Below are 25,621 nucleotides of genomic sequence, written 5' to 3' on the forward strand. Positions count from 1 at the left end.
AGGAATTTTGCAATGGCCATTCGTGGACCCCGACTTGAATTTGCAGTGGGCGCGTTCCTGCTGCTGGCACTGGCTTCGCTGCTGGTGCTTGCGTTCGCCTCGACCAACCGCCAGTTTGGTAATGGTGGCGCAACCTATCCGCTGAAAGCCAAGTTCACGTCCTTGGGCCAGCTGCGGCTGCAGGCACCGGTGCGTATTGGTGGCGTGGCCGTCGGCCGCGTGGCCGGCATCGAACTCGATCCCAAAACATTTGATGCCGCCGTCACCCTTGATATCGACAAGCGCTACCAGCTACCCGCCGATACCAGCGCCGGAATTTTCACCAGCGGTTTGCTGGGCGAAAGCTACATTGGCCTGCAGCCCGGTGGTGACCCGGAGAACTTGAAACCCGGTGAAGAAATTGCGTTTACCCAGCCCGCCGTTGACCTGATTCAACTGGCTGGCAAATACATGTTCGGTGGCGGCACCGGCGATGCCGCCGCTTCCCCCAATCACGACTCGGCCCACCAAGAAGGTACGCCATGAAATCCCTCGCACTCTCCCTTGCGCTGGCGTTGTCTGCGCCGCTCCTGTTGACCGCTCCCGCACCGGCTGCTGCGCAGCAGGCGGCAGCCAAGCCCGGCCAGCAAGTGCTGACCAACGGCAACCGTATTTTGAGCACGCTGCAGCAGCGCCGCGCTGAGTTCCGTAAAGATCCCGCCGCACTGCGTGCGTATATCAATACCGAGCTGCGCAACAATTTCGACAGCCTCTACGCCGCGCGTTTGGTGCTTGGCGTACACGCACGCGGTGCTAGCGATGCCGACGTCAAGCTCTTTGCTGACGCCCTGATCGACAACCTGATGCAACGCTACAGCACCGCGCTGCTCGATTTCGACGGCAAACCGCAGCTGCGCTTGAAGTCGGAAATGCCGCTGCCGGGCAACCGTGGCTTCAAGGTGTCCACAGAGATCCAACGCAGCACCGGCGCACCTGTTCCGGTGGATTATCTGGTGCGCAATAACGGCGGCTGGAAAATCTTCGACGTGATGATCGAAGGCGTATCGTATGTGCAAACCTTCCGCAATCAATTCGACACGCCTCTGCGGCAGAAGTCGATCGCCCAAGTGGCGGCCGACCTGCGGAACGGCACGCAGCCCTCTGCCACCAGCAGTAAGCGCTAATTTTTTCATCTGAGACAACCGCAGAGCGCCCCATGAACCGCCTCCTTACCGCACTGCTTCTGAGCGCACTTTTGCTCAGCGTGGGCTGCGCCAGCGTGCCGCAGCAAAAGGCCGCAGCCGTGGCGCCTGCCGTTGTTGAAGCCGCCGCACCTTCCCCGCAGGTTGAAACGGAACCTGGTGCCGAACCTACGCCTGCGGCTAACGATCAGGCGCAAGCGCAAGACGAAAGTGCCATCGATGATTTCGATGCGATCTACGGCAGTAGCGGCCATGCCAGCGCCAACCAAAATGGTGATGCGTTTGCGGCACAAGATCCGTGGGAGCCGATGAACCGCAAGATCCACGCGTTCAATAACGGCATTGATCGCGCCATCGCACGCCCGGTGGCGCGTGCCTATGTCGCCGTGGTGCCCAAGCCGCTGCGACAAGGGGTAAGCAACTTTTTCGACAACCTCATCACGCCCTTGGCGTCTGCGAACCTGTTGCTACAAGGACGCCCCGGCGAGTCTGTTGAAACGCTGGGCCGTTTTTTAGTCAACTCAACGATTGGGCTTGCCGGGTTGTTTGACCCGGCCACCAAGCAGCTCAAAATGCACCGCCATAGCGCCGACCTTGGCCGCACGTTTGCCCGCTTTGGCTGGAGGCAGTCGCGCTATTTGGAACTGCCGTTCCTTGGCCCGCGTACGCTACGCGATACGCTTGGCCTAGTGGGTGATACCGCTTTCTCTCCGCTGACCTATGTCCACGATAAGCAAACCAAAACCGCGCTGTGGGGGCTGAAGATGGTGGATATGCGCGCCAGCGTGTTGCCGCTGGAGTCGATGCGTGAATCGGCCCCCGATGACTACACGATGGTGCGTGATGCGTGGCTGGCACGCCGCCATTACTTAATTGAAACCGATAGCAAGCGCGACACCGGCGGCGAAGTGCTGCCAGATTATTTGCTGGAAGAGGACGTTGAGCCAGAAAAACCAGCCCCTTCTTCAGAACCCGCCACACAGCCTTCGCCGTAACTTAGGTAGCGTCACTCCGCCGCGCTAGGTGCACTTAGCCTCTCGGCAGATTCATTGCCGGGCAGCGTTTCGACGTCGCGTAGGCTGCGTTCGATCGCACGGGTGCGCACGCCGGTCTGTTCGATCTGCTTGCTGGCTTGGTCGAGCTTGTCTTTGACCTTATCCAGCACATCGCCAAACTTACCAAACTCGGTTTTGGCTTTTTCCAGAATGCGCCAGACTTCGGCCGAGCGTTTTTCAATGGCCACCGTGCGAAACCCAACCTGCAGGCTCGTCAGCAGTGCAAGCAGGGTCGTGGGCCCAGCCACCGTAATGCGCTGCTCGCGCTGCAGTGCTTCAAATAAACCGGGGCGGCGCAGTACTTCCGCGTAGAGCCCTTCTGTGGGAAGGAATAATACGGCGAACTCGGTGGTATGCGGCGGAGCCACGTATTTGCTGCGAATGCGCTTGGCCTCATCGCGTACGCGGCGCTCCAACGCATCACCCGCAGCACGGGCTTCGTCGGCATCGGCGCGTTCTTGCGCATCGAGCAGACGTTCGTAATCTTCACGCGGGAATTTAGCGTCAATCGGCAGCCATACCACGCCATCATCGCTACTGCCGGGGAAGCGCACCGCATATTCCACGCGCTCATTGCTGCCGGGTAATGTCGCCACGTTGCTGGCGTATTGGTCGGGGGCAAATACTTGTTCCAGCAGCCCAGCCAGCTGCACTTCACCAAAAATACCACGCGACTTCACATTGGTGAGCAGCCGCTGCAGGCCGCCGACGTCGGTGGCTAGTTTGTTCATATCACCCAGCCCTTGGTGCACCTGCGCCAACATCTGGGTGACATTCCCGAAGCTTTCGGTAAGCCGGGTTTCTAATGTGGCGTGCAACTTCTCATCGACCGTGGCGCGCATCTGCTCGAGTTTTTGCGCGTTATCATCTTGCAGCGCTTTAAGCTGCTGTTCTAGCGTGTTGCGCATCTCACCAATACGCGCTTCATTGCGCTGGGTGAGTTCACGCAGCTGCGCGCCCAATGCGTCGGTTTGGCGCTGCTGCTGCTCGGCTTGTTCAAGGCGCGCTTTGCGCGCGTCTTCGCTCAATGCTTCGCGCAGTTCGTCTAGGCGCGAGTCGGTGCGTGTTGCGACGGCCTGCAGCTGCGTGCCAAAACTATCGATTCGCTGGCCTTGCTGCAAGGCGAAACTATCCAATTGACCGCGTAGCTCTTCACGGCCACCACGCTGCTCTTCGCGCAGCACGCTGCTCATACGCTCTTCGGGGCGGCGCAGCAGCAGCGCGGCGAGTACCGCGAGCACGGCCGCAAGCAATACAACAAGTAAAAGTGTTTGAAGGTCCATCGCACCAGTGTAGCGAACCGCGTCGCAAATACTGCGACTGGCTTAGCCCACCGATACTCCAAATAGCCAGCCTATCAGCGCCGTAGCCGCCTGCGCCATGCTGCCCCAGAGCAGCACACGCCACGCGCCCCTGAAGCCGCCACCGCCCGCCACGCGCTCGGCCGCATAGCCCAGCACCACCAAAAGTAGCGTGGTCACGAGCACCATTGCCATAGCCAACCCAGGCCCAGTCCAAAGCCAGCCGAGTAATACGGGGGGAAGCGCGCCTAAGGTAAAGGCCGTGGCCGACGCCAGCGCCGCTTGCACGGGGCGCGCACGCTGCAACTCACTGATGCCAACTTCATCGCGCAGATGCGCGCCGAGGTCGTCGTGGGCGGTGAGCTGCAGCGCCACTTCGCGTGCCAGCTCTGGGGTTAGACCGCGCTGCACGTAAATTTGGGTAAGCTCCTGCAGCTCAAGCTCCGGGTGATCGCGCAGCGCGCGCGTTTCAATCCGAATATCCGCATGTTCGGCGTCGGCCTGCGAGCTGACAGATACATATTCTCCCGCCGCCATTGAAAGTGCGCCCGCCGCCAACCCGGCCAGCCCGGTGAGTAGCACCGTTGCAGGTGCGGCCTGTGCGGTGGCCATGCCCAGCATAAGGCTGCCGGTTGAAATTAGGCCGTCGTTGGCTCCCAACACGGCCGCGCGCAGCCAGCCGCTGTTCTGGCTGCGGTGGGGTTCATGGTGATGGTGGTGATAATTAAGTTCCATAGTTGCCGCGCATTGTAGGCGAGCGCTCGCCTGCCTGCCTTGATCTTAGGCAGGCACCCCTGGCAACCATTTGCTTAATCGTCGTGCCAGATATCGTGCGCGTCCACCAACACGCGTAGCCGCGCTTCTTCGGCATCGGCACGCGCCGCAGCTTCTTCACCCGCGATCTGGCTGTGCTGGCGCTGCACCAAGAGCCATTCGGCCAGCGCCGTTTCGCCCAGTTCCCAGCCGCGTTTAATGCGCCGCGTGGCCGCTTCGCTTGCCGCTAAAGCCTCGCGCTGAGCCTGCCACTGCGCGGCTAAACGGGTCGCACGGGTCACCGTCAGTACCGCTTCGTGGCTAATGTCGCGGCGCATGACGGCCGCATCCCCGTGCAAGGCCGCAGCATTCGCGCTTTCTGCGGCCGCGAGCGCACTGCGATGGCGGCCGCCCAGTGGAATACTCAGAACAAGCCCCGTCACCTGCTCGGCACCGCTGCGCTCATTTAGTCTGCGCAGCCCCAGTGTTGGGTCGGCGATGCGATCTGCGCGTGCACGCGCCGCGCGCGCATCGGCCGCACGTGCATCGGCTTCCAACGCGCCAATATCATGGCTGCGCGCAATAATCCGAGCAATCCATTCATTGGCGCCACCTACCAAAATCTGCGGCTCATCGATATCCGGTGCGCGTTCTGGAATCGGCAGGCTGGGGAAGTCGCTGCGCATCGCCAGCCGCGCACTTTCCAGCGCCGCCTGCGCCGCAAGCTGGGCTGCACGTGCTTGCGCGCGCTCTACTTCCAGTAACTCTAGGTCTTTTTGTGAGGCGTCGCCTAACCCAACGCGCCGCGCGAGGTCGCGCTGCGCCGCATCCATCAAGGCTTGCTGGGCTCCTGTGCGTTGCGTCGCTTCTGCGGCGCGCAGCCATGCCATCCAGTCATCCAACAGCAGGCGTGCCGCTTGGTGGCGGGAATCGTCAAGGCGTAAATCGGCTGAATCAATTTCCGCAGCGCCTATGTCGCGGTCGAGTTTTGCTTTACCCGGTAGACGAAATGCGCGGCTCAGGGTGTATTCCGATTCGGAAAAACGCTGCCGCCCACCCATTTCATCGCTGCTGCGGCGCTGGCTGACGATATCGAGCTGAAATTCGTGTTCGCCAACACGCAGCGCGCGCGCCTTGGCTTCGGCAGCATCTGACCGCGCACGTGCTGCCACCACGTTGGGTTGGGCATCGATTGCCGCATGCACCGCCTCATGCGGCGGTAGCCAGTGCTGCGCCTGCGCGCCTGCACTTAGTAGAAGTAGGGCCAGCACAGGTTTCGCTGTTGGCTGCCAGTACTTGCTGCGGTGCTTCATACCGCCTCCTTGGTATCGATGCCATAGCGTTGAAACAAGATCGGCAGCAGCAGCAGGGTCAACGCGGTGGAGGTGATCAACCCACCAATCACCACGATGGCTAATGGCCGCTGGATTTCAGAGCCGGGGCCGCTGGCGAGCAGCAGTGGCACCAATCCAAATGCAGTAATGCTGGCGGTCATCAACACCGGCCGCACGCGCTGCAGGGCGCCGCGTCGCACAACCTCTTGAATAGATAAACCCGAATCGTGTAATTGATTGAAGCAGGTCACCAGTACCAATCCATTCAGCACCGCGATACCCAATAGGGCGATAAAGCCTACCGATGCCGGTACTGATAAATATTGGCCAGAGGCCCATAGCGCCAAGATGCCGCCCACCAGTGCAAACGGGATATTGGCCAGAATCAGCACGGCCTGCCGCAGTGAACCAAACGTCATGAACAGCACCAAGAAGATCGCGGCCAACGCCAGCGGAATGACGAGGCTCAAGCGCTGGGCGGCGCGCTGCTGGTTTTCAAACTCACCGCCCCATTGCATGGAATATCCCTGCGGTAGCTTCACCTTCCGCGCAACGGCCGCTTTGGCTTCGTCAACAAAGCCCACTAAATCACGGCCATCCACATTGGACTGCACCTTGGCGTAGCGCGAGCCTTGCTCGCGTTCCACACTCACCGGCCCGGTGCTGGCCTTCAGCGTGGCAATCGCTGCAAGCGGCACTTCTCCGCCATCGGGCAGGGCGATATGGAGCTGCTTGAAGCGCAGCTCCGACATACGAATATCATCACCGCCGCGCACCAAAATCGGTGTGCGCCGATTGGCTTCTAGCACGATCCCGGCGGGCATACCATCGATCTGCGCGCGCAGCTCGTCTTGCACATCGGCCACTGCCAGCCCGTTGCGCCCTGCGGCAATTGGATCAATGACCACCTGTAAATAATCCACACCTTCTGTGGCCTGGGTAATTACGTCCTGCGCCCCGCGAACTTTTTCTATCACCGCAGCGGTCTGCTGGGCGATCTCACCAAGCACGTTTAAGTCGGGGCCGAAAATCTTGATGGCAAGATCCCCTCGGCTGCCGGTGAGCATTTCTGAAATACGCATTTCAATAGGCTGGGTGAGGCCTGCATCGATGCCGGGAAACTCTTCCAGCACTTTGCGCAGCTCATTTGCCAGCCATTCCTTATCGGGGTTTCGCCACTGCGCTTTTGGCTTCAGCTCTAAGATCATGTCGGTTTCATTGAGCCCCATTGGGTCTAACCCCAACTCATCCGAGCCCACGCGCGACACGATATGCTCCACTTCCGGCAGCTTGTCTTTAATCGCTTTTTCAACCGCCAAATCAAGCTCCACCGAACGCTGCAGCGAGATCGCCGGCGCTTTGGCAAGCTGCACCACAAGATCGCCCTCATCCATCGTGGGCATAAAGCTTTTACCAATCCCAACATAGGCCAAGGCGCCCAGCACCAACATCACGGCGGCGGGTATGAGTGCTTTTTTAGGCGCAGCTAAAACAGCGTCCAACAGCGGGCGGTACACGCGCTCCACCTGACGCATCAGCCAAGGCTCGCGGTGCGCATGCTCCTTGAGTAGCAGCGAGGCCAGCACCGGAACGAAGGTCAGCGAAAGCAGCAGCGACGCGGCCAGTGCAAACACAATCGTGAGCGCCACTGGGGTAAATAACTTCCCTTCTAAACCTTCCAGCGTCAGCAGCGGTAAGAAGGTGAGGGCGATAATCAGCATGCCAGAGGCCACCGGTACGGCCACCTCACGCGTGGCAGCAAGCACGCGCTGTACACGCGGGAAATGGGCGCCGCTGGCACCTGGCTCAAGCCGCGTCACTGTGTTTTCTACCACCACGACAGCAGCATCAACCAACATCCCAACCGCAATCGCTAGCCCACCTAAGCTCATTAGGTTTGCGCTTTGTCCGGTTAGGCGCATGCAGAAGAACGTCAGCAGGGCAGAAATGGGCAGCATCAGCGATACCACCAGCGCGGCGCGAAGTTCACCGAGGAACAGCAACAGAAGAATGACCACAAGCAGTGTGGTTTCTAGCAGCGCGTTTTGCACGGTGGCCACGGCGCGCTCGATCAAGCTGCTGCGGTTATAAAACGGAACAATGCGCACGCCGGGTGGAAGACTATTTTTTAGTTCTGCGAGTTTGGCTTCCGCGGCATGCACCAACTTAGACGCATCGGCACCGCGCAGCGCTACGACAATCCCCTGTACCGCTTCTTCGTTTCCATCGCGGGTGACCGCGCCATAGCGTGTGAGTGCCTGCACGCGCACCGTGGCGATGTCTTTGACGCGTAGCGGCGACATGCCCGCTTTCACCACAACATTACCGATATCGTGCTCGTTCTGCAGCGCACCTTCCACGCGCACAACCAGTGCGTTTTCACCCGCGCTAATGCGGCCCGCACCATCGTTGCGATTATTGCGCTCGATCGCTTGCACTACGTCATCAAAATGCAGGCTGTTGGCAATCAATCGCGCGCGATCTGGGGCCACAACAAAGCTCTTTACTTCGCCACCAAGTGCGTTGACTTCGGCCACACCTGGCAGCGTGCGCAGCGCCGGGCGTATCGTCCAATCCAGCAAGCTGCGTTTTTCCTGCAGGCTAAGGCCGTTGCCTTCTACGGTGAACATCAGCACATCGGAAAGCGGCGTTGCAATTGGCGCAAGGCCACCATCCACGCCGCTTGGCAGATCACTCGCGACGCCCGCATAGCGTTCGGCCACCTGCTGCCGCGCCCAGTACATATCGGTGCCGTCTTTGAAATCCAGTGTGACATCGGCAATCGCATATTTTGCGGTTGAGCGCAGCATGGTGGCATTGGGCACGCCCAACAGCTCCATTTCCAGTGGCGCAACGACGCGACTTTCTACTTCTTCCGGCGTCATACCCGGCGCTTTCAAAATCATCTTCACTTGGGTGGGTGAGATGTCGGGGTAGGCGTCAATCGGCAACTGAAGATAGGCACGCACACCAGCGCCCGCCAGCACAAGTGTGGCCAGCAAAACCAGCAGCCGTTGCCGCAGGGCGAATGTAATCAAGGCGTTGAGCATGGCTTACTCCACCGGCGCCATGGTTTTCAGCAGATTGCCGCCACTCGCCGCCACCTGTGCTCCGGCCTTCAGCCCATCGCCTTGCACAATAGAAACGCGGCCGTCACCGCCTAATACTGTTACCTTCACACCGCGCCATAAATTTCCTTCGCGTACATACAGCAGGTGCTGCTCACCGTGCTGCATCACCGCCGACGCCGGTACTTGCAGCGCGCCATTTGGTGCTGCCAAATGCAGGCTCACTTCTAGCTGCTGGCCGGGCAGCAAGCCCGCATCCGGTGCTACCTGCGCACGCACACGCAGCCCCTGCGCGCCTGTGTCGGCATCGCCGCCAACGGCCACAGCCTTAGCCTGCACGCCACCGGGTAACTGTACCGTCAGCCCCGGTGTTACCGCTTCGCGCAAAGAAAGCGGTACGTTGAATTCAACGTCTAGCTCATCACCTTCTAGCAGAGTGAAGGCCGAAGCCAATGCGTCCAACGACTGCCCAGGCTTTACTGCACGATGCAGCACGCGGCCCGTCTGTGGTGCGAGCAGCTCAAACTCTCCCGGGACACCCCCGCGTGCGGGGCGCAGTTGCGCGAGCTGCGCACTGGCCTGAGCCACACTGGCACGGGCTATCGCCGCACGTGCCGCACTTTCTTGGCTACGCGACTGCGCGATCAGCCCTTCTTTGAGTAGCTGCGCATCACGGCTGGCTTGCTGCTGGGCCAGCCCTGCTTCGGCATTGGCGCGTGCCAGTTCCGCCTGCACGGCGACCGCTTCGCGGCTTTGTACACGCAGCATCGGCTGGCCTTTGCTCACGCTCTGGCCTTCATCCACCAAGACTTTAGTGACGACACCCGCATACGGCAGGGTCACCTCGGTGCTGGCTGATAGCGGCACCGTCATCAGTGCCGGCAGCCCCGTGATCGGCACAGCGTCTGCAGGTTTGGCCGCAATGGTGGTGATACCAAGGTTTTGAATCTGCGTTTGACTTAAGGTGATACGCCCCTGTGCATCGGCCTGCGGTGGCGCCTCTTCGGCCGCTTCTTGCGCCCCACCGCCACACCCTTGAAGGAGTAAACACGCGAGTAAAGCAACCAGATATAGAGAACGCATGGACGGCATCGTGTCGATAAGATGTGGTTAGTGTCCCGGCTGAAACTTTGGTAACGCTTAGGATGCGTGCGCTATACCCGCGGCAAGACGCCCAACCGCGCCTGCAGTTCACCTGCATTCAGTTCAAAGTCCACACGCAGCCCCAAGGCCTGTGCCATCGCATTGACCAAGGCCAGACCCAGCCCCGCGTGTTGCGGGCTGCCGTCGCGCTGACCGCGCCAATGGCGCTCGCCGAAGCGGGCAAGGTCGTCTTGCGAAAGTTGGCTCGCCTGATTACGCACCTCGAATACCCAGCCAGCTTCCACTTCTACTAGCCGCACACTTACTGGTGTTTGCGCATCGGCGTATTCCACCGCGTTTTGCAGCAGGTTGGCGGTAATGCGCTCTAACATCCCTGCATCGCAAATGGCCCAGGCCTCGGCTGGTAGTTGCAGCTGCAGGTGCGATAGGCCAAGCGCTACGGCCTGCTGTTTTAGCAGCGCCACAAGGTCTAAGGGATCGGCCTGCGGCAATTCCTGCCCCGACTCAAATCGCGCCAGCGCCAACAGTGCTTCAATACTGCGCTGCATACGCGCACCCGCTTGCTGCGCCTGCTGCAGGCCGTGGCGCAGCGCTTCGGTATCCCCCTGTGCCAAGGCACGCTCGCTGGCCGCATTGATTTCTGCCACCGGCGTGCGCAACTCGTGCGCGACACTGCGCGAGAACTGACGCTCGCGTTCGGCCATCGCCCAGAGCTTGCGCAGCGCGTCATAAGCGGCATTGACGAAGGGATGCAGCTCGCTGGGCGTGCTGGGCAATACGCCTTTTTCGGGCGGGTGATCGTGCGGCAAACGCTTGGCCTCGCGGCTCAAATACGCAAACGCCTGACGCAGCAGCAGCATGCACAGCAGCACGGCCGCCGCAATCGCCAGCACCAGCCCCAGCAGCAGCACCTGGTGCATTTCTTGTTCGGTAAGGTCCCAGCTTTCACGCTCGGTTGCCACGATGAGTTGCCCACCCGCAAATGCGCCCTGCGTGAGGCGCACGCGCTGGTAACGCCCGCTATGTCCATCAGGAAGACGGGTATTCCCAATGTCTGCATCACGAACCTGCGGCGGTAGGCGCAGCGGCTGCTGGCCACTATTGTGCGAGGCCACCCGCAGCGCGTCGTCTGCGCCATAGACCGCGAAGAACTCGGTATGTCCCGCAATATCCCACGCGGGCAGCACCGCTTTTCGCGGGTCGTCTTCCTCCTGCAACTGCTGCGCCAACGACGCTGCGCGCGAAGCCAGCACCTGATCAAGCTGGTGGAACATGGCCCGATCCACCAACACATCAAGCGCGATAAACACCCCCCCCAGCAGCAAGCCAAACGCCAGCACCAGCTGCCACAGTAGCCGCGTGCGTAGTGACCACGGCTTACCGCTATTCGATGACATAGCCAAAGCCGCGTCGCGTTTGAATGGGGTCTTCAGCGCCCGCTTTCGCCAGTTTGCTGCGCAGTGTGCTCAAAATGACTTCCACCACTTTGTCGGATGATTCGCTTGCACTGTCATACAAGCGATCAAAAATCGCCACCCGCGACAGCACGCGCCCGCGCTCACGCAGCAGCAATTCCAGCAACGCATATTCCTTTGGCGAAAGCTGCACATCCACACCCTGCCAGCGCGCACGGCGGGCGTGCAGATCTAGGTGCAATGCCCCTTGTACAAGCATTGCCGCACCACCCTCTTGTGGCCGCCGTGCTAGCGCACGAATGCGCGCCAGCAGCTCATCCAAGGCAAAGGGCTTTACCAAATAATCGTCGGCACCTGCATCTAATGCTTCTACGCGATCGGCTACCGTATCGCGCGCCGATAGCATCAGCACACGCGCCTTGGAACCTGTCTGACGCAACTTACGCAACACACCAAGGCCGTCTAGCCGTGGCAGCATCCAATCCAGTACCAGCACATCGTATGTGTGCGTAGAAAGGTAGTGCGTGGCCACCACGCCATCTTCGGCGTGGTCGCACACATGGCCTTCGGCCTCCAGCGTTGCGCGCAGCGTCTCGGCCAAGGTGGCGGAATCCTCCACAATCAGCAGGCGCATCGCCGAGGCCCTAACTTTAGTCCAGCACGCGGCAGAACACCGCCTTCAAATAGCGCGACTCCGGAACCTGCGCCAACCACGGGTGATCGGGGCCTGCGCCTGCTACCTTGAGTACCTGCACGGTGCGTCCCGCGTAGAACGCGGCGCGGCGTAGCATGTCGAGGAACTGCTCCTCGCTCACCAGCCCTGTGCAGCTAAACGTGGCAAACAGCCCGCCCGGCTTCACCACGCTGAGTGCCAGCTTGTTCATATCGAGATATTTCTTCAGCGCGGTGATGACCTGCTCGCGGTCACGCGTCATCTTGGCCGGATCGAGAATCACCACGTCGAATTTTTCACCGTTGATCGCTGCATCACGCAGCCACGGGAAAATATCAGCCTGAATAAAGCGCGGCTTCACGTGATTCAAATGCGCATTGCTCTTGGCGATCTCGATCACTGCTGGGTCAATATCAATGCCCACCACTTCCGCAGCGCCACGCGCCGCCGCGTACACCGCAAAGCCACCGGTATTGCAGCACAGATCAAGCACGCGCTTGCCTTCGCACTGCTGGCTCAGCCACTGCCGGTTCTCGCGCTGATCGGCAAAAAAGCCGGTCTTATGCGCCCCCGCCGGGTCGGCACGGAACTTCACTCCGTATTCGGTCACCAACGCAGGTTCGGTCCCTTGGGTGTCCTTATAGTCGAAGCTTTCCTGCTTCTGCACATGCTCATCGGCGAAGCTGTGGAAGCGGCAGCCGGGGAAGTGTTCGCGTAGCGCATCAAAAATAATGCTGCGGTGTCGCCACGCCCCGGCGCTGAAAAATTCCACCACCAGTAAGTCGTCATAGCGATCCACTACAAGGCCGCTAATGCCATCGCCCTCGCTGTGCACCACGCGCCACGCATTGCTGATCTCACCTAACTTGAGGATGTTGCGGCGCAGATGCACCGCCTCGCCAATTTTGCGCACAAACCAGTCCGCATCTACGGCGATATCGGGGTTGCGCTCCAAAATACGCAGCGCGATGCGCGAATGGCCGTTGTAGAAGCCGCGCCCCATCCACGCGCCATCGGCCCCCACCACATCCACAATGCTGCCGGGCTTGGGCCGTTGCGCGGGCTTTTCGACGAGGCGCTGGAAGATCCACGGGTGAGTGGAATTCCACGCATTCTTGAGATAAACGGTTTGCAGAGGCTCATTCATAGTAACTATTTTTTAACAGCGACGGTCATTCGTTCCGCTATTGTCGCACCAAGAAGGGGAGTAACTCCGCGTGCAGACGTCGTCATGACGGGCTAGGCTGAATATAAGCCAACGCCCCGGCGCTGCAGCAGGCCAAGTGCCTGTGGGTGAGACCTTCGCCGATCGGCGAAGCGCGCTCCCTTTCCATGCATCCCGCGTGGACGCCTCCGCCGATACTCTGGTGGAGTTTGCATGGAATCGATTGGTACACCGTTTCTTTGGCTGGTGTTTAGCGTGGTGGTTCTCGCCGCGCTGGCCGCTGATCTCGTCTTGATGCGTCACGGCGGCCCGCACAAAGTTAGCTTCAAGGAAGCGGCGTGGTGGAGCCTAGGCTGGGTTGTGCTGGCGCTCGCGTTCAACCTATGGCTGTGGTGGTATGCCAGTGCCGAGTTTGGCCGCGCCGTGGGCGACGATATCGGCATGGAGTTTTTCACCGGCTATTTGGTGGAAAAGGCGCTTGCCGTCGATAACATTTTCGTCTTCTTGATGTTGTTCAACTATTTTGCGGTGCCGGAAATGCAGCGCCAGCGTGCGCTGGTGATCGGTATCGTGGGGGCCATTGTTCTTCGCACCATTTTGATCTTTGCCGGTGCGCTGTTGCTGGCGAAGTTCCACTGGATTTTGTACGTGTTCGGCGCGTTCTTGCTGTTTACCGGCATCAAAATGTGGCGCGCCACCGGGCAAGAGCCGGACTTGGATGCCAACCCCGTCCTGCGCTGGATGACGGCACATATCCCCTTCCTGCGCCGCTACCACGGCAGCGCGCTATGGGTGGGGCAGGGATCGCGGCGCAAGTTCACGCCGCTGTTTATCGTGATCGTGATGCTCGCCATTACTGACGTTATCTTTGCGGTGGATTCGATCCCGGCAATTTTCGCCATCACCATTGATCCGTTCGTTGTACTCACTTCCAACGTGTTTGCTGTGCTTGGCCTGCGTGCGATGTTCTTCCTACTGCAGGGTATGGCCGACCGTTTCCACCTGCTGCCTTACGGGCTGGCATTGGTGCTGGTGTTCATCGGTATCAAAATGCTACTGATCGATCTCTACAAACTGCCGATCTTGGTTTCGCTAGGTACAGTGGTAGCGATCATCGGCACAACGATCGCGCTTAGCCTACTGCGCCCGCAAAAGAAGCTCGCGCAGGAATAAGCCCACGCGCGGGTGTCACCGGGCGCGCACGCTTGTATTCCAGCGTGCGCGCCCCACTTCAATACAATGACCGTCACATCACCCCGCCACATCCAACGTCAAGCCGACCGTCGTCGCCTACAGCGCGCGTTGACGGCCAGCATGGCGGGGGTGCTGTTGTTGTGGGTCTGCTTTGTCATTCAAAAAAGCATTGACTGGACACCGCTCACCGTTACGCCACGCACACTTGAAGGTTTATTGGGGCTGTTCACCGCGCCACTGCTACACGGCTCGGTGGCGCATATCGTGGCCAATACCACCTCGCTCCTGCTGCTCGGCACGCTTGCAGGCACGGCCTATCCGAAGGCGACGTTGCGCGCACTGCCGCTGCTATGGCTGGGCTCCGGCATCGGTGCTTGGCTGCTGGGTGCGGCCAACTCACACCACTTAGGTGCAAGCGGCGTCACCCACGGTCTTGGCTTTTTGCTGTTTACGCTTGGCCTATTGCGCCGCGATAAAGCCGCGCTGGCAGCGGGCATGATCGCGTTTTTGTTCTATGGCGGCATGTTGATGAGCATCTTGCCGCGTGAACCCGGTGTTTCTTGGGAATCGCACCTCGGCGGCGCGCTCGCCGGGATTGTTGCGGCGCTGCTATTTCGCCACGTCGATCCAATCCTCCCACGCAAAAAATATAGCTGGGAAATTGAAGAAGAAATGCAAGCCCAGCGCGCCGATTCCGAACGCGATACTTTCGAAACACACGCGCCGCACGACGTTCCTGTGCTGTGGCATCGGAACACGCCACCTAATGACGAACAGAGCAACGTACTGCCGTTTCGAAAGCGTGAATAACCCCCGGCACACTTGATTTTCTTGTTGCACCTTCGCCCATTTCTTAAACTATCCATCGCCTGCCATGGTGGCGGGCTTTTGAATTATGGAGATTTACATGAAAAAGTTATTACCGCTGGCTTGCGCGTTGGCATTGTCCGCCCTTTCCACCAGCGCCGTTGCTGGTGATTTTTTTGTGCGCGGCGAGGCTGGCCAAAGCGATGTGAAACTTAAGGCTACGGGTGTTGGTAGCGATAGCGACAAAGACACCGCCTATAGCCTGCGTGGTGGCTATTGGTTCAACCAAAATTTTGCTGTCGAGACAAATTACAGCCAGCTCTACAAGCAAAACCTCTATCGCGATAGCGTCAACTACCTAGACGCCAAGCTCACCACGATGGGCGTTGGCATTGTTGTGAAAGAGCATGTGACTCCAGAACCGGTGGGCTTTTTCGTGCAACTGCGCGGCGGTTTTGTGCGCAGCAAACTGGCCGTTGATACCAATCTTGGCGATGCCAGCGAAACCTCGACCAAGCCTTATTACGGCATCGGTGCGGGCTATGACTTCAGCAAAACCTTTGGCCTTAGCTTGAACTATGATCACAACCAAGACTCGGTTGATGATGTAAAAGTCACCGCCAACACCCTGTCATTGGGTGCAGAATTCCGCTTCTAATTCTGCAGCGCTACGTTTTATAGCTGCCGCCGCAAGGCGGCAGTTGCGAATGTAATAACCGGACGCCATTTGCATGACTGCTCTTCGCACCACCTTTGCTACTGCGCTTTTTTGCGTACTAACCGCTTGCGCCAGTGCGCCCGCTCCGCGCCAAGCGCCTATCGTTTCGCCTACTCCAGCGGTAACACTGCCCCCTATTAAAGTCGGGCTTGCACTCGGTGGTGGCGCCGCCAAAGGGTTTGCCCATATCGGCGTGATTAAAATGCTCGAAGCCAATGGCATCAAGCCTGTGGTGGTCTCCGGTACCAGCGCGGGCAGCGTAGTCGGTGCGCTGTATGCCAGCGGCATGGATGCTTACCAGCTACAGCAAAAAGCAGTGGCGCTGGATGAAGCAAGCATTCGCGACGTTAGCCTATTTTCTGGTGGTGTGGTCAAAGGCAAGAAGCTACAGGATTACGTTAATGCGCAGGTAGGTGAGCGCACATTCGAAAAATTAAAGAAACCATTGGCGGTTGTCGCAACGCGGTTGGAAGATGGTCAGCGCACGGTGTTTGTACGCGGCAATGTGGGGCAAGCAGTGCGCGCGTCCAGCTCCATTCCAGGGGTGTTTGAAGCGGTGAGCATTGGTAAATACCACTTTGTTGATGGTGGCGTTGTCAGCCCGGTGCCGGTGGATGCGGCGCGTGATCTGGGTGCCGACTTTGTCATCGCGGTGGATATTTCCAGCAAGCCTATCGGCAGTGCGGATACGTCCAGCATGCTTGGCAATATGAATCGCAGCATCGCGATCATGGGGCAAAAATTAGGTGCTGCCGAATTAGCACGTGCCGATATTGTGGTTCGTCCCAACGTCAACGATATTGGCGCCGCCGATTTCGCGCAAAAAAACCGCGCTATCTTAGAAGGCGAGCGTGCCGCACAAAATCTGCTGCCGACAATCAAAGCCAAGCTCGCCACATTGCAGGCGCAGCGTCTTGCCAGCGCGCAGCAGGCAGCGGCCGCCAAAGCCGCCGCCCAGCATGAAGCCGAACGCCAAGCCCGCTGCGCGAAGCAGCAGGGCTGGCTGGATAAACTGCGGCGCGATGAAGACTGCTAAAAACAGGGCTACACCTGCGGCGTGACGCCCACACCGCGGCCATAGACCAAGCGCCCGCCCATCCAGCCCGCCGCGAGCAATACTGCAAACCCCAACACACTCAGCAGCAACGCTATAGGCGTCATTGGAATAAGCTGGCTGTGGCTGGTGCGGAAGAACAAGCTGCCCGCATACAGGCACCAGCTACACAGCGCCAATGCCATATGCGACTGCGCATCCTGTTCTGCAGGGTGCCCTGCGGGCAGATTCAGAAACTCCCAAAACCCAGCGGCAGCGGCCAGTAACCCAAGCACAAGCCCCCCTACTAGCAGTGCTGCGGCAAAACTCTGCGGCGGCCATGCCGCACCTAGCCACACTGCTACATCCATGACCGTTGCCAAACTCCAGCACGCCACGGGAAAGTGCACCAGCGCCGGATGTAACGGGTGCTTCATGACACAAACACCGCCAGCAGCAGCAAGCACACACCCGTGACGGCGAGCCCGGCATGCGTCAACACCACGCGTTTGAATGCAATCTGTTTCCCGTAGTGGATCGTGGCCAAATAGAAGCCAAACCCCGCTGCTAATAACAGCACGCAAAGGGCCAGCCAAGCCAACTTGCCGCCTTCGGCATTGATGATGCCAAGAATCACCAGACTAAGGCCGCTGGCACCCAAAAGCGCATGCAGTACCGACACCAGCCATGGGGCCAACCTACCACGCAACACAAATGAGGCCAACACCAACCCTCCCAGCGCGCCGACAAATAGCACCAATAACGCATATTTCAACATGTTGCACCTCGTGTGCTTTCAATACTTTGCATCACTGCTTCCGTCATTCGTACGCAGCGTTCACCCATAAAGGCATAGGCCTCGGAAGTACACTCCCCCAACTGGGCTTGCAGCGCTTTACGCAACTGTGTACGCGCCCGATGCAAACGGGTCTTGACGGTTTCCTCGCGAATGCTGAGGGCTACAGCGGCTTCTTCCACGCTGAACCCTTCCACATCGCGCAGCACATAGACCAAGCGAAAATCCTCTGGCAGCGCATCCATTGCGCGTTCCAATAATCTGCGCAACTGTTGGCGTGCCGCCGCCTCTGCTGGGTCATCGGCTAGATTCAGGCCGGGAAATGCGATGACCTGCGCGCTCGTAGGCGGCTGTTCCATGCTGTCGATATCCACGGTTTCATGCCTCCGCCGCAGGCGGCCATAGGCTTCATTCAGCGCAATCCGCACCAACCACGTTGCAAGCGAAGCCTCGCCGCGAAAGCTGTCAATTTTTTCGAAGGCGTGTACATATGCTTGTTGCACCACATCTTCCGCTTCTGCGGGATCTAGCAGTACACCGCGCACTACGCGGAACAGGCGCTGGTTACAGCGCTGGGTAATCTGCCGAAACGCCTCGTGTTCACCCGCCTGTACGCAGGCCACTAGGGCGAGGTCGTCCAGCGCCGAATAATCACGCAAAGAGTGTTGTGAGGGCTGCAGCATCACCTACCTCCCCGTTTTTTCTTTAGTTCATTTTGGTGTTGTTTTAGTACCAGCATTTTGTGCATCTGCCTAGGGTCTCAACCTAGGCAGATGCAGCAGCGCAAAAAAGGTTCCCGATTATTGTTGGGCATTAGTGTGTGTGCGCCAGCTCCGCACGCACGCTATGCGCGGCCTCCACTAAATGCTCAAGCGCCGCGCAGGTTTCATGCCATCCGCGGGTTTTTAAGCCACAGTCCGGGTTCACCCAGATCTGACGCGTTTCCAACACTTCGCCCGCCTTGCGCAGCAGGTCTTTCATTTCACCCGCCTCAGGAATACGCGGCGAGTGAATGTCATACACGCCCGGCCCAATTTCATTGGGGTATTCAAATTTTTGGAACGCGTCGAGCAGCTGCATCCGCGAGCGCGAGGTTTCAATCGAGATCACGTCAGCATCCATCGCGGCCACCGCTTCGATGATGTCGTTGAATTCGGCATAACACATATGCGTATGAATCTGCGTATCGTTGCGCACGCCCGAAGCGGTAATCCCAAATGCCGTACCTGCCCATTGCAGGTACGCCGACCATTCGCTGCGGCGTAGCGGCAAGCCTTCGCGCAATGCCGGCTCATCGATCTGGATGATGCCAATTCCTGCGGCTTCCAAATCGGTTACCTCATCGCGCAGCGCCAATGCGATTTGCTTGCAGGTGTCTTCGCGTGATTGGTCATCGCGCACGAACGACCATTGCAGCATAGTGACCGGCCCGGTCAGCATGCCCTTCATCGGCTTGTCCGTGAGCGACTGTGCGTAACGCGACCACTCCACCGTAATGGCCTTGGGGCGCGACACGTCGCCATAGATCAGCGGCGGCTTTACGCAGCGGCTGCCGTAGCTTTGTACCCAACCATTGCTGGTGAAGGCATAGCCTGCAAGCTGTTCACCAAAATATTCCACCATGTCGTTGCGTTCAAACTCGCCGTGTACCAGCACATCGAGGCCGAGCTGCTCTTGGGTATGCACACAGCGTGCGGTTTCTTCACGCAGAAAGTGTTGATACTCCGCATTCCCAAGCTTGCCCGATTTATGCTGCGCACGCGCCTGCCGCACTTCAGACGTTTGCGGGAATGATCCAATCGTGGTGGTAGGCAAAGCGGCAGCGCAAAACGCTGTTCTTGCAGTTCGCGCCGTGCCGCATAAGGCAAACCGCGGCGCGCGGCATCGGCCGTTAGTGTGGCGATACGCTTGGCGACAGCCGCGTTGTGTACGCGCGGTGAATAGCGGCGCGTGGCCAAACGCGTGCGTGCATCGCTCAATGCATCTTCCACACCTGGCTTGCCATCCAAAGCATCCGCGAGCGTGCGTAGTTCAGACAATTTTTGCCGCGCAAATGCCAGCCACGATTTCAGCTCAGCATCGAGCTTATGTTCGTTGTTCAAATCCACAGGAACGTGGAGCAGCGAACACGACGGTGCAAGCTGCACACGCTCGCGTCCCAACTGCGCTTGTGCGTGCTTCGCCAGCACCAGCGCTTCGTCTAAATTGCTGCGCCAGATATTGCGCCCGTCCACCAAGCCCAGCGATAGCAGCTTGTCTTCGGGCAGCGCACGTAGCACCTCATTGAGCTGCGCTTTGCCGCGCACAAGGTCCACATGCAAGCCTTCCACAGGAAGCGCCGCCGCCAATGCAAGATTACCTGCAAGTGCATTGAAGTAGGTCGCCACCAGTAGATTCGGCTTTTGCTGCTTGCTCAAGAACACATAGGCTTCTTGGTACGCCTGCCGCGTGGCGGCATCCACGTCTAAAGCTAGCCAAGGCTCATCCAGCTGCACCCATTCCGCACCCGCACCTTTGAGCGTTTGCAACAATTCGGCATACGCGGGTAAGAGCTTTGCAAGCAGGGCCAGCGGATCGCTGCCATCCACCGTTTTTGCCAGCTTCAAGAAACTCACCGGCCCCAAGAGTACCGGGCGTGCCACATGCCCTTCGGCCACCGCTTCTTGATATTCATACAGCGGCTTCAAGCTGCGCAGGCGGAAGGTTTGCCCAGCGTGCAGCTCCGGCACGATGTAATGATAGTTCGTGTCAAACCACTTGGTCATTTCCAGCGCACGCAGATCCACGCCTTCGCGCTGGTAGCCACGCGCCATCGCAAAATAACCCTGCAACGCGTCTTCTTGCAGTAGCGCCTGGTAACGCTCAGGGATCGCGTCAAACAATACCGCGGTGTCCAGCACGTGGTCGTACAGCGAAAAATCATTACATGGCACCACGTCCACACCGGCCTCGCGCTGTAACGTCCAATGTTTTTTACGCAGTGTTTCCGCCTGCGTGAGAAGTTCTTCTGCATCGCTCTCATCACGCCAATAGCGTTCGAGTGCTTTTTTGAGTTCACGCTTCGCGCCGATGCGCGGGAAACCAAGATTTGCTACGACGGTCATGATCCATTCCTTATGTGATTTATTTATATCGCTTCATCAAGATAAAGCGATGAATTAAGAAACTGCATCCTGCAACCTTCCCTAATTGCTGTCAAGAACGAATGTGAATACCGATATGCCCAATACGGCGACTTCCTGCGTCATGACATAGTTTTCATGCGCGTGGCATAGGATCGTGGTGACGCCGCCGCATATCGCCTAAGGGAGCTCTTATGTCACAGCCTGCACCGCAACCTTCACCCGACTTCAGCCTAGGCGTTGCGCTGGCGGCCATTCCTGACACCGGTGTTTTAGCCGGACACGTGGGTGATGCAAGCGTTCTGCTGGCCAAAGTCAGCGGCGAAATTCACGCTGTTTCCGGCAGCTGCACCCACTATGGCGGCCCGCTGGGTGAAGGCCTGCGCGTGGGGGATGAAATCCGCTGCCCTTGGCACCACGCCTGTTTCAATCTACGCACCGGCGCCGCGGAAAAAGCCCCAGCATTTGCGCCTTTATCCTGCTGGAAGGTGGAGATCGAAGGCGAGCGTGTGTTTGTGCGTTCCGAACAACCCGCCGACAACAAGGCCACGCCCGCGCCTGCGCAAGCTCCCAAGCGCGTTGTGATCGTGGGGGGAGGCGCCGCTGCATTTGCCTGCGCGCAGCGCCTGCGCGAGCGCGGTTACGCAGGCAGCCTCACCCTGCTCAGCCATGATGACAGCGCCCCCGTGGATCGTCCGAATTTGTCGAAAGACTATCTCGCCGGTAGCGCTCCTGAAGAGTGGATGCCGCTGCAGCCGCCCGAGTTTTATGCAGAAAAGCACATCGACCTTCAGATCAATACCGAAGTTGGCGCGTTGCATCTGCAAGATAACTACGTCACCACCAAAGCGGGCAAGCGCTTCGACTACGACGCACTCGTGCTGGCCACCGGCGCAGAACCGGTGCATCTCAAGCTGCCGGGTTTTGACCTTCCTAATGTCTATACCCTGCGCAGCCTTAGCGATACCCGACGTTTGATTGCAGGAGTAAAAGACGCCAAATCCGTGGCCGTGGTGGGGGCTGGGTTTATAGGAATGGAAGCCGCTTCCGCGCTGCGTGCACGCGGTTTGGATGTGCACGTAATCGCCCCTGAAACGCTGCCACTGGCGCGCATTATCGGCACACAACTGGCCGATCACCTTGTCCAATTACACCGCAGCAATGGCGTGCACTTTCATTTGGAATGCCAGACGCAGGCGTTTGATGGCCGCACACTCACGCTTTCTAACGGCACAACGTTGAATGTCGATGCCGTTCTGGTGGGTGTGGGCGTGCGCCCGCGCACCACGCTTGCCGAACAGGCCAATCTTGCCTGCGATAACGGCATTTTGGTGAACGCGCAATTACGCACCGCATTACCCAATGTATATGCCTGCGGCGATGTGGCCCGCTATCCACACGGCGATGGTCTTGCCCGCGTCGAACACTGGGTGCATGCCGAACGCCAAGGGCAGGCCGTAGCTGGAAATCTGCTGGGCGATCAGCATACCTTCGACGACCCGCCGTTTTTTTGGACCCACCATTACGGCATCGACTTACGTTATCTCGGCCACGGTCGTGGCTGGACACGCGTGGAAGTGGAGGGCCGCCCGGCAGACAACGACTGCCTCGCTAAGTTCTACCATGACGATGCACTCGTGGCCGCCGCCGCCATCGGCCGCGATCGCGACCTGCTCGCGCTCCAGCCGCAGCTTCGTTAGTCCCCGCGCTGCCGGTCAATCTTCCGGCGGCAGCGGTAGTGCCTGCGCACGTTTCACCGTGCGCAGCACAAAGCTCGAATTCACATCGTCCACCTGCGCCTGCGCCAGCAGCTTGTCGAGTAGAAAGCGCGAAAAATGGTCGAGATCGCGCACGATGACATGCAACAGATAGTCCTTCTCACCGGTAAGCGCATAGCAAGAGGCCACTTCCTCCCAGAGGTTGACTAAACCTGCAAACTGCTCCACCAGCGCAGCATCGTGGCTCTTTAGCTGCACCCGCACAAACGCTTGCAGGCCAAGCCCCAGTCGCTCGGCGTCCACTTCCGCGCGATAGCCACTAATCACCCCCTCACGTTCCAACCGCTGCACCCGACGCAGGCAGGCCGATGCCGACAAATGCACCCGCTCGGCCAACTCGGCATTGGTCTGCCGCCCGGAGCGCTGCAGCTCGGCTAATAACATCAAGTCCACTTTATCCAGCTCGGCTACGCGCATTTCTTTCAATTATTCAAAAAATACGCACGCATATTGCATATAAACCCAATAAGAACGCAATAATGCATCCATCTTGCGTGATATTCCGCTTAGGCTTGGCAGGTTAGCTCTCTCTCTCTTAATAGTGACCGCCATGTCTGCCCAACCGCGCCGCGTTGAAAGCCAGCACACCGACCGAGGCTACGTTCCCGTGTACGCCACCGGGATTGTTGAACAACCTTGGCACAACTACAGCGCCACCGACCACGGCGTCTGGCAGCAGCTCTACCGGCGCCAGCTCGATATTTTACCCGGCCGCGCCTGCGACGCCTTCATGCACGCGCAAACCATGCTGCGCATGAACGCGCACCAGATTCCCAAATTCGAAGAACTCAACAAACCACTGGGTGATACCACCGGCTGGCAGGTCATCGCCGTGGAAGGCTTATTGCCCGAGCTGGACTTTTTCACTCACCTTGCCAACCGCCGCTTCCCGGTAAGCTGGTGGATCCGCCGCCCCGACCAAATCGACTACATCGCCGAACCCGACCTGTTCCACGACCTCTTCGGCCACGTGCCGCTGCTGATGGACCCCATGTTTGCCAATTACATGGAAGCCTACGGCAAAGGCGGCGTCAAAGCCCACGCCTACGGCCAAGAAGCGCTGATGTTCCTAGCGCGCCTGTACTGGTACACCGTGGAATTTGGTCTCATTCGCCAAGCCAACGGGCTGCGCATTTATGGCGCGGGCATCGTCAGTTCAAAAGGCGAGTCTATCTATAGCTTGGAAAGTGCCGCGCCCAACCGCATCGGCTTTGATCTTGAACGCGTGATGCGCACGCGCTACCGGATCGACAGCTACCAAAAAACCTATTTCGTCATCGATAGTTTTGAAGAATTGATCGACGCCACCCGTCCCGACTTCGCACCGATCTATGCGCGCTTGCAGGAGCAACCGCTGTACGCCGCCGGTGACGTGCTCGATGCGGATCGCGTGCTCCACCAAGGCAGCGGCGAGGGGTGGTCACACGATGGCGACGTTTAGCGCAAGTCTCGTCGCCATTGCGAAGGAGCCGTTGAACAGCTTCCTCACAGTCTACGAGAATAGTGCAACCACATCACTTCCCATAAAAGTGCGTCACAAAAGGCTTGCGGAAGTTCTGATGACAGGCGAGACAGCTTTGCTGCGTTTTAGCAAAAGCATTGATGGTGGCCTGCCCATCGCCACGCTTCGCAGCTTCACCCATTTCTGTTGCAGCGCGATGCACTTGTTCGTCAAAACCTCGAAACTTGTCTGCATTAGAACCTAGCCACGGCAAAATACGCATTTTTTCCGACATCGGTGGTTGCTGGTGGCTTGCAATTTTTGGGGCCAATGCAGCCACCTCGGCCCAATCTTCCTTCGAAATTGCCCCAGCAACCGACTGCATATCGCGGTTTAATTGCGTCATCACCGTTTTGAGGTACATTGGTTTTTGGGTGTTGGCCCCTGTTGTTGCTTGCGCATATGCAGTAGTCGAAACCGCAAGAGACAGCAAAGCTACAGTTGCCCATACAGGATTAATAAAAAAACGCATAACACCCTCCGAATTAAAGCTCGATACTGAGCGCGATAGAACCAAAAGCGTGGCTACCAACTTGCTGTTCAAATTCTCGCGTGCGCCAAACGCGCATTACGGCAAGTCGCATGCCGTGACCAGCAACCAACCATTGGCTACTGATCCCAGCTGCTGCTTGGGCTACCCAAGGGCGACGCTGTACGCGGTGGCTGTTGCGAAATGCATTGCCATCCAATGAAAAATCCCATGCAACGCTTTTGGCTTCGAGGTTGAGAAACAGGTGCGCACCGGGTTTGGGCGCATGAGCCGAGCGAGGCTGCCGCACGCGCAAGTCAGCAAGATTCGACGGCGGCCTATTTTCGCCCCCTGCCCGAATGGGATAGCTGCCGAAGTCATTTGGGATGTTCCATCCTGTACGAAATTCGACGCCCACATTTGCTGCTATTTCAATATTGCCAAAGCGCAACGCATAACTGCCAATCACATCACTGCCCCAACCGGAGCGAACTGCACCTTCAGAATACGGCTTATATTTGCGCTCCATCGCCATTTGAAACGCCGGTTCGTTTTTTAGCTGATTGCCCCACCCTTGGAAGCGCTCAATACCTCGCACACGATGCACAAAATTCTGTGCTTGTTCTGCAAGCGATAGCGACCCAATCACGCCTAAGGTCATCTCACGTATGTCAAGAAGCTCGTACTGCGATGCCTTTGGGTGTACGCGACGGTTCCATGCCAACCCAAAATAAAGCAACCCCGCATAGGGGCGGTCGTCGGTTATCAAATCGGTGCGGACTTTATCTTTAGGTGTAAACATCGACTGCCCAGCACGCAAAACCAAATTTTGTAACTCCGATTCTTCGCTCGAACTCTGCAAAAAACTAGGGTCAACCCAGCCAATAAAACGCGTATAAAGCGCTACCACACGCGGCAGACAATCTGTGCGTAATGCGCCTTGCAGGTCTTGCGACACGGCTGTAACCGCAACGCCATTGGTATAGTTCTGATCTGTTCCGCTAAATAAATCATTTTCTAAGCGCAATGTGCCGCCGCGTAACTGCAACACCTGCTCAGGCAAACAAGCGCCATCTGAACTTGAGCGCTCTTGGCCTTGCGCCAATACTGGAAAAAAACTAAGCCAACCCAGCGCAAGAGACGCAGCCAACGCA

The 25,621-nt window shown here is 58.6% G+C and carries 22 protein-coding genes and 2 pseudogenes; 9 read left to right on the plus strand and 15 right to left on the minus strand.

The genetic code is table 11. The annotated features are described in order from the left end of the window. Positions 1–12: 12 nt before the first annotated feature. The 3 genes from mlaD to KUL77_RS02425 are packed head-to-tail and all read left to right on the plus strand — an operon-like array spanning position 13 to position 2,176. Positions 13–525 (plus strand): outer membrane lipid asymmetry maintenance protein MlaD, encoded by a 513-nt coding sequence (gene mlaD, locus KUL77_RS02415; protein ID WP_297143134.1) that lies wholly within the window; start codon positions 13–15, stop codon positions 523–525. After that, positions 522–1,163 carry an ABC transporter substrate-binding protein gene (locus KUL77_RS02420; RefSeq protein WP_297143136.1) on the plus strand — a complete coding sequence of 214 codons (642 nt, stop codon included), beginning with the start codon at positions 522–524 and terminating at the stop codon, positions 1,161–1,163. The genes mlaD and KUL77_RS02420 overlap by 4 nt, the downstream gene beginning before the upstream one ends. A gap of 32 nt (positions 1,164–1,195) precedes the next feature. Continuing rightward, positions 1,196–2,176: a VacJ family lipoprotein gene (locus KUL77_RS02425; protein WP_297143138.1), complete on the plus strand. Its 981-nt coding sequence runs from the start codon at positions 1,196–1,198 to the stop codon at positions 2,174–2,176. Between the two features lie 11 nt (positions 2,177–2,187). Here KUL77_RS02425 and rmuC read toward each other — a convergent pair whose 3' ends face one another. The 8 genes from rmuC to KUL77_RS02465 all read right to left on the minus strand — a co-directional run bounded on the left by rmuC (position 2,188) and on the right by KUL77_RS02465 (position 13,031). Further along, on the minus strand, positions 2,188–3,519 hold the full coding sequence (rmuC, locus tag KUL77_RS02430) for a DNA recombination protein RmuC (RefSeq protein ID WP_297143141.1): 1,332 nt from the start codon (positions 3,517–3,519) through the stop codon (positions 2,188–2,190). 42 nt (positions 3,520–3,561) lie between these two features. Continuing rightward, complete coding sequence (locus KUL77_RS02435) at positions 3,562–4,272, minus strand: VIT family protein (protein ID WP_297143144.1); 711 nt, start codon at positions 4,270–4,272, stop codon at positions 3,562–3,564. Between the two features lie 74 nt (positions 4,273–4,346). Continuing rightward, positions 4,347–5,603 carry a TolC family protein gene (locus KUL77_RS02440; RefSeq protein WP_297143147.1) on the minus strand — a complete coding sequence of 419 codons (1,257 nt, stop codon included), beginning with the start codon at positions 5,601–5,603 and terminating at the stop codon, positions 4,347–4,349. Next, positions 5,600–8,674, minus strand: coding sequence for a CusA/CzcA family heavy metal efflux RND transporter (locus tag KUL77_RS02445; protein ID WP_297143150.1), 3,075 nt, complete (start codon positions 8,672–8,674; stop codon positions 5,600–5,602). The genes KUL77_RS02440 and KUL77_RS02445 overlap by 4 nt, the downstream gene beginning before the upstream one ends. Before the next feature lie 3 nt (positions 8,675–8,677). Then, entirely contained in the window at positions 8,678–9,775 is a 1,098-nt protein-coding gene (locus KUL77_RS02450; protein WP_297143154.1) for an efflux RND transporter periplasmic adaptor subunit, read from the minus strand. A gap of 71 nt (positions 9,776–9,846) precedes the next feature. Beyond that, on the minus strand, positions 9,847–11,193 hold the full coding sequence (locus tag KUL77_RS02455; protein WP_297143156.1) for an ATP-binding protein: 1,347 nt from the start codon (positions 11,191–11,193) through the stop codon (positions 9,847–9,849). Beyond that, complete coding sequence (locus KUL77_RS02460) at positions 11,180–11,845, minus strand: response regulator transcription factor (RefSeq protein ID WP_297143158.1); 666 nt, start codon at positions 11,843–11,845, stop codon at positions 11,180–11,182. The genes KUL77_RS02455 and KUL77_RS02460 overlap by 14 nt, the downstream gene beginning before the upstream one ends. Before the next feature lie 16 nt (positions 11,846–11,861). Continuing rightward, positions 11,862–13,031 carry a class I SAM-dependent rRNA methyltransferase gene (locus tag KUL77_RS02465; RefSeq protein WP_297143161.1) on the minus strand — a complete coding sequence of 390 codons (1,170 nt, stop codon included), beginning with the start codon at positions 13,029–13,031 and terminating at the stop codon, positions 11,862–11,864. A 231-nt stretch (positions 13,032–13,262) separates the two neighbouring features. Between KUL77_RS02465 and KUL77_RS02470 the strand changes: the two genes are divergently transcribed. From KUL77_RS02470 to KUL77_RS02485, 4 genes and pseudogenes are all read left to right on the plus strand, one after another. Then, complete coding sequence (locus KUL77_RS02470; RefSeq protein ID WP_297143164.1) at positions 13,263–14,222, plus strand: TerC family protein; 960 nt, start codon at positions 13,263–13,265, stop codon at positions 14,220–14,222. A gap of 66 nt (positions 14,223–14,288) precedes the next feature. Next, complete coding sequence (locus tag KUL77_RS02475; RefSeq protein WP_297143168.1) at positions 14,289–15,053, plus strand: rhomboid family intramembrane serine protease; 765 nt, start codon at positions 14,289–14,291, stop codon at positions 15,051–15,053. A gap of 97 nt (positions 15,054–15,150) precedes the next feature. Further along, positions 15,151–15,708 carry a porin family protein gene (locus tag KUL77_RS02480; RefSeq protein ID WP_297143169.1) on the plus strand — a complete coding sequence of 186 codons (558 nt, stop codon included), beginning with the start codon at positions 15,151–15,153 and terminating at the stop codon, positions 15,706–15,708. A 193-nt stretch (positions 15,709–15,901) separates the two neighbouring features. Beyond that, a pseudogene (locus tag KUL77_RS02485) lies at positions 15,902–16,804 on the plus strand (patatin-like phospholipase family protein); the annotation flags it as partial. 8 nt (positions 16,805–16,812) lie between these two features. Here the strand turns inward: KUL77_RS02485 and KUL77_RS02490 are convergent. From KUL77_RS02490 to metE, 4 genes and pseudogenes are all read right to left on the minus strand, one after another. After that, on the minus strand, positions 16,813–17,238 hold the full coding sequence (locus tag KUL77_RS02490; RefSeq protein ID WP_297143173.1) for a DUF2231 domain-containing protein: 426 nt from the start codon (positions 17,236–17,238) through the stop codon (positions 16,813–16,815). Further along, positions 17,235–17,579 (minus strand): hypothetical protein, encoded by a 345-nt coding sequence (locus KUL77_RS02495; protein WP_297143175.1) that lies wholly within the window; start codon positions 17,577–17,579, stop codon positions 17,235–17,237. Before KUL77_RS02495 ends, KUL77_RS02490 begins: the two co-directional genes overlap by 4 nt. Further along, on the minus strand, positions 17,573–18,280 hold the full coding sequence (locus tag KUL77_RS02500) for an RNA polymerase sigma factor (protein WP_297143178.1): 708 nt from the start codon (positions 18,278–18,280) through the stop codon (positions 17,573–17,575). The genes KUL77_RS02495 and KUL77_RS02500 overlap by 7 nt, the downstream gene beginning before the upstream one ends. Before the next feature lie 130 nt (positions 18,281–18,410). After that, positions 18,411–20,701 (minus strand): annotated as a pseudogene (gene metE, locus KUL77_RS02505) (5-methyltetrahydropteroyltriglutamate--homocysteine S-methyltransferase). 212 nt (positions 20,702–20,913) lie between these two features. On the opposite strand from metE, the gene KUL77_RS02510 reads away from it, so the two are divergent. Then, positions 20,914–22,419 carry an FAD-dependent oxidoreductase gene (locus KUL77_RS02510; RefSeq protein ID WP_297143181.1) on the plus strand — a complete coding sequence of 502 codons (1,506 nt, stop codon included), beginning with the start codon at positions 20,914–20,916 and terminating at the stop codon, positions 22,417–22,419. 15 nt (positions 22,420–22,434) lie between these two features. On the opposite strand, the gene KUL77_RS02515 is transcribed toward KUL77_RS02510, so the two are convergent. Next, a complete protein-coding gene (locus KUL77_RS02515; RefSeq protein ID WP_297143182.1) occupies positions 22,435–22,914 on the minus strand; it encodes an Lrp/AsnC family transcriptional regulator in 480 nt (159 codons plus the stop codon). A gap of 133 nt (positions 22,915–23,047) precedes the next feature. On the opposite strand from KUL77_RS02515, the gene phhA reads away from it, so the two are divergent. Then, positions 23,048–23,938, plus strand: coding sequence for a phenylalanine 4-monooxygenase (phhA, locus tag KUL77_RS02520; RefSeq protein ID WP_297143184.1), 891 nt, complete (start codon positions 23,048–23,050; stop codon positions 23,936–23,938). Between the two features lie 73 nt (positions 23,939–24,011). Here phhA and KUL77_RS02525 read toward each other — a convergent pair whose 3' ends face one another. Then, positions 24,012–24,470 carry a cytochrome c gene (locus KUL77_RS02525; RefSeq protein ID WP_297143188.1) on the minus strand — a complete coding sequence of 153 codons (459 nt, stop codon included), beginning with the start codon at positions 24,468–24,470 and terminating at the stop codon, positions 24,012–24,014. A gap of 13 nt (positions 24,471–24,483) precedes the next feature. Further along, complete coding sequence (locus tag KUL77_RS02530; RefSeq protein ID WP_297143191.1) at positions 24,484–25,617, minus strand: lipid A deacylase LpxR family protein; 1,134 nt, start codon at positions 25,615–25,617, stop codon at positions 24,484–24,486. Positions 25,618–25,621: the final 4 nt, after the last annotated feature.

It is taken from the genome of Thermomonas sp. (assembly GCF_019104945.1).
GTDB lineage: Bacteria > Pseudomonadota > Gammaproteobacteria > Xanthomonadales > Xanthomonadaceae > Thermomonas.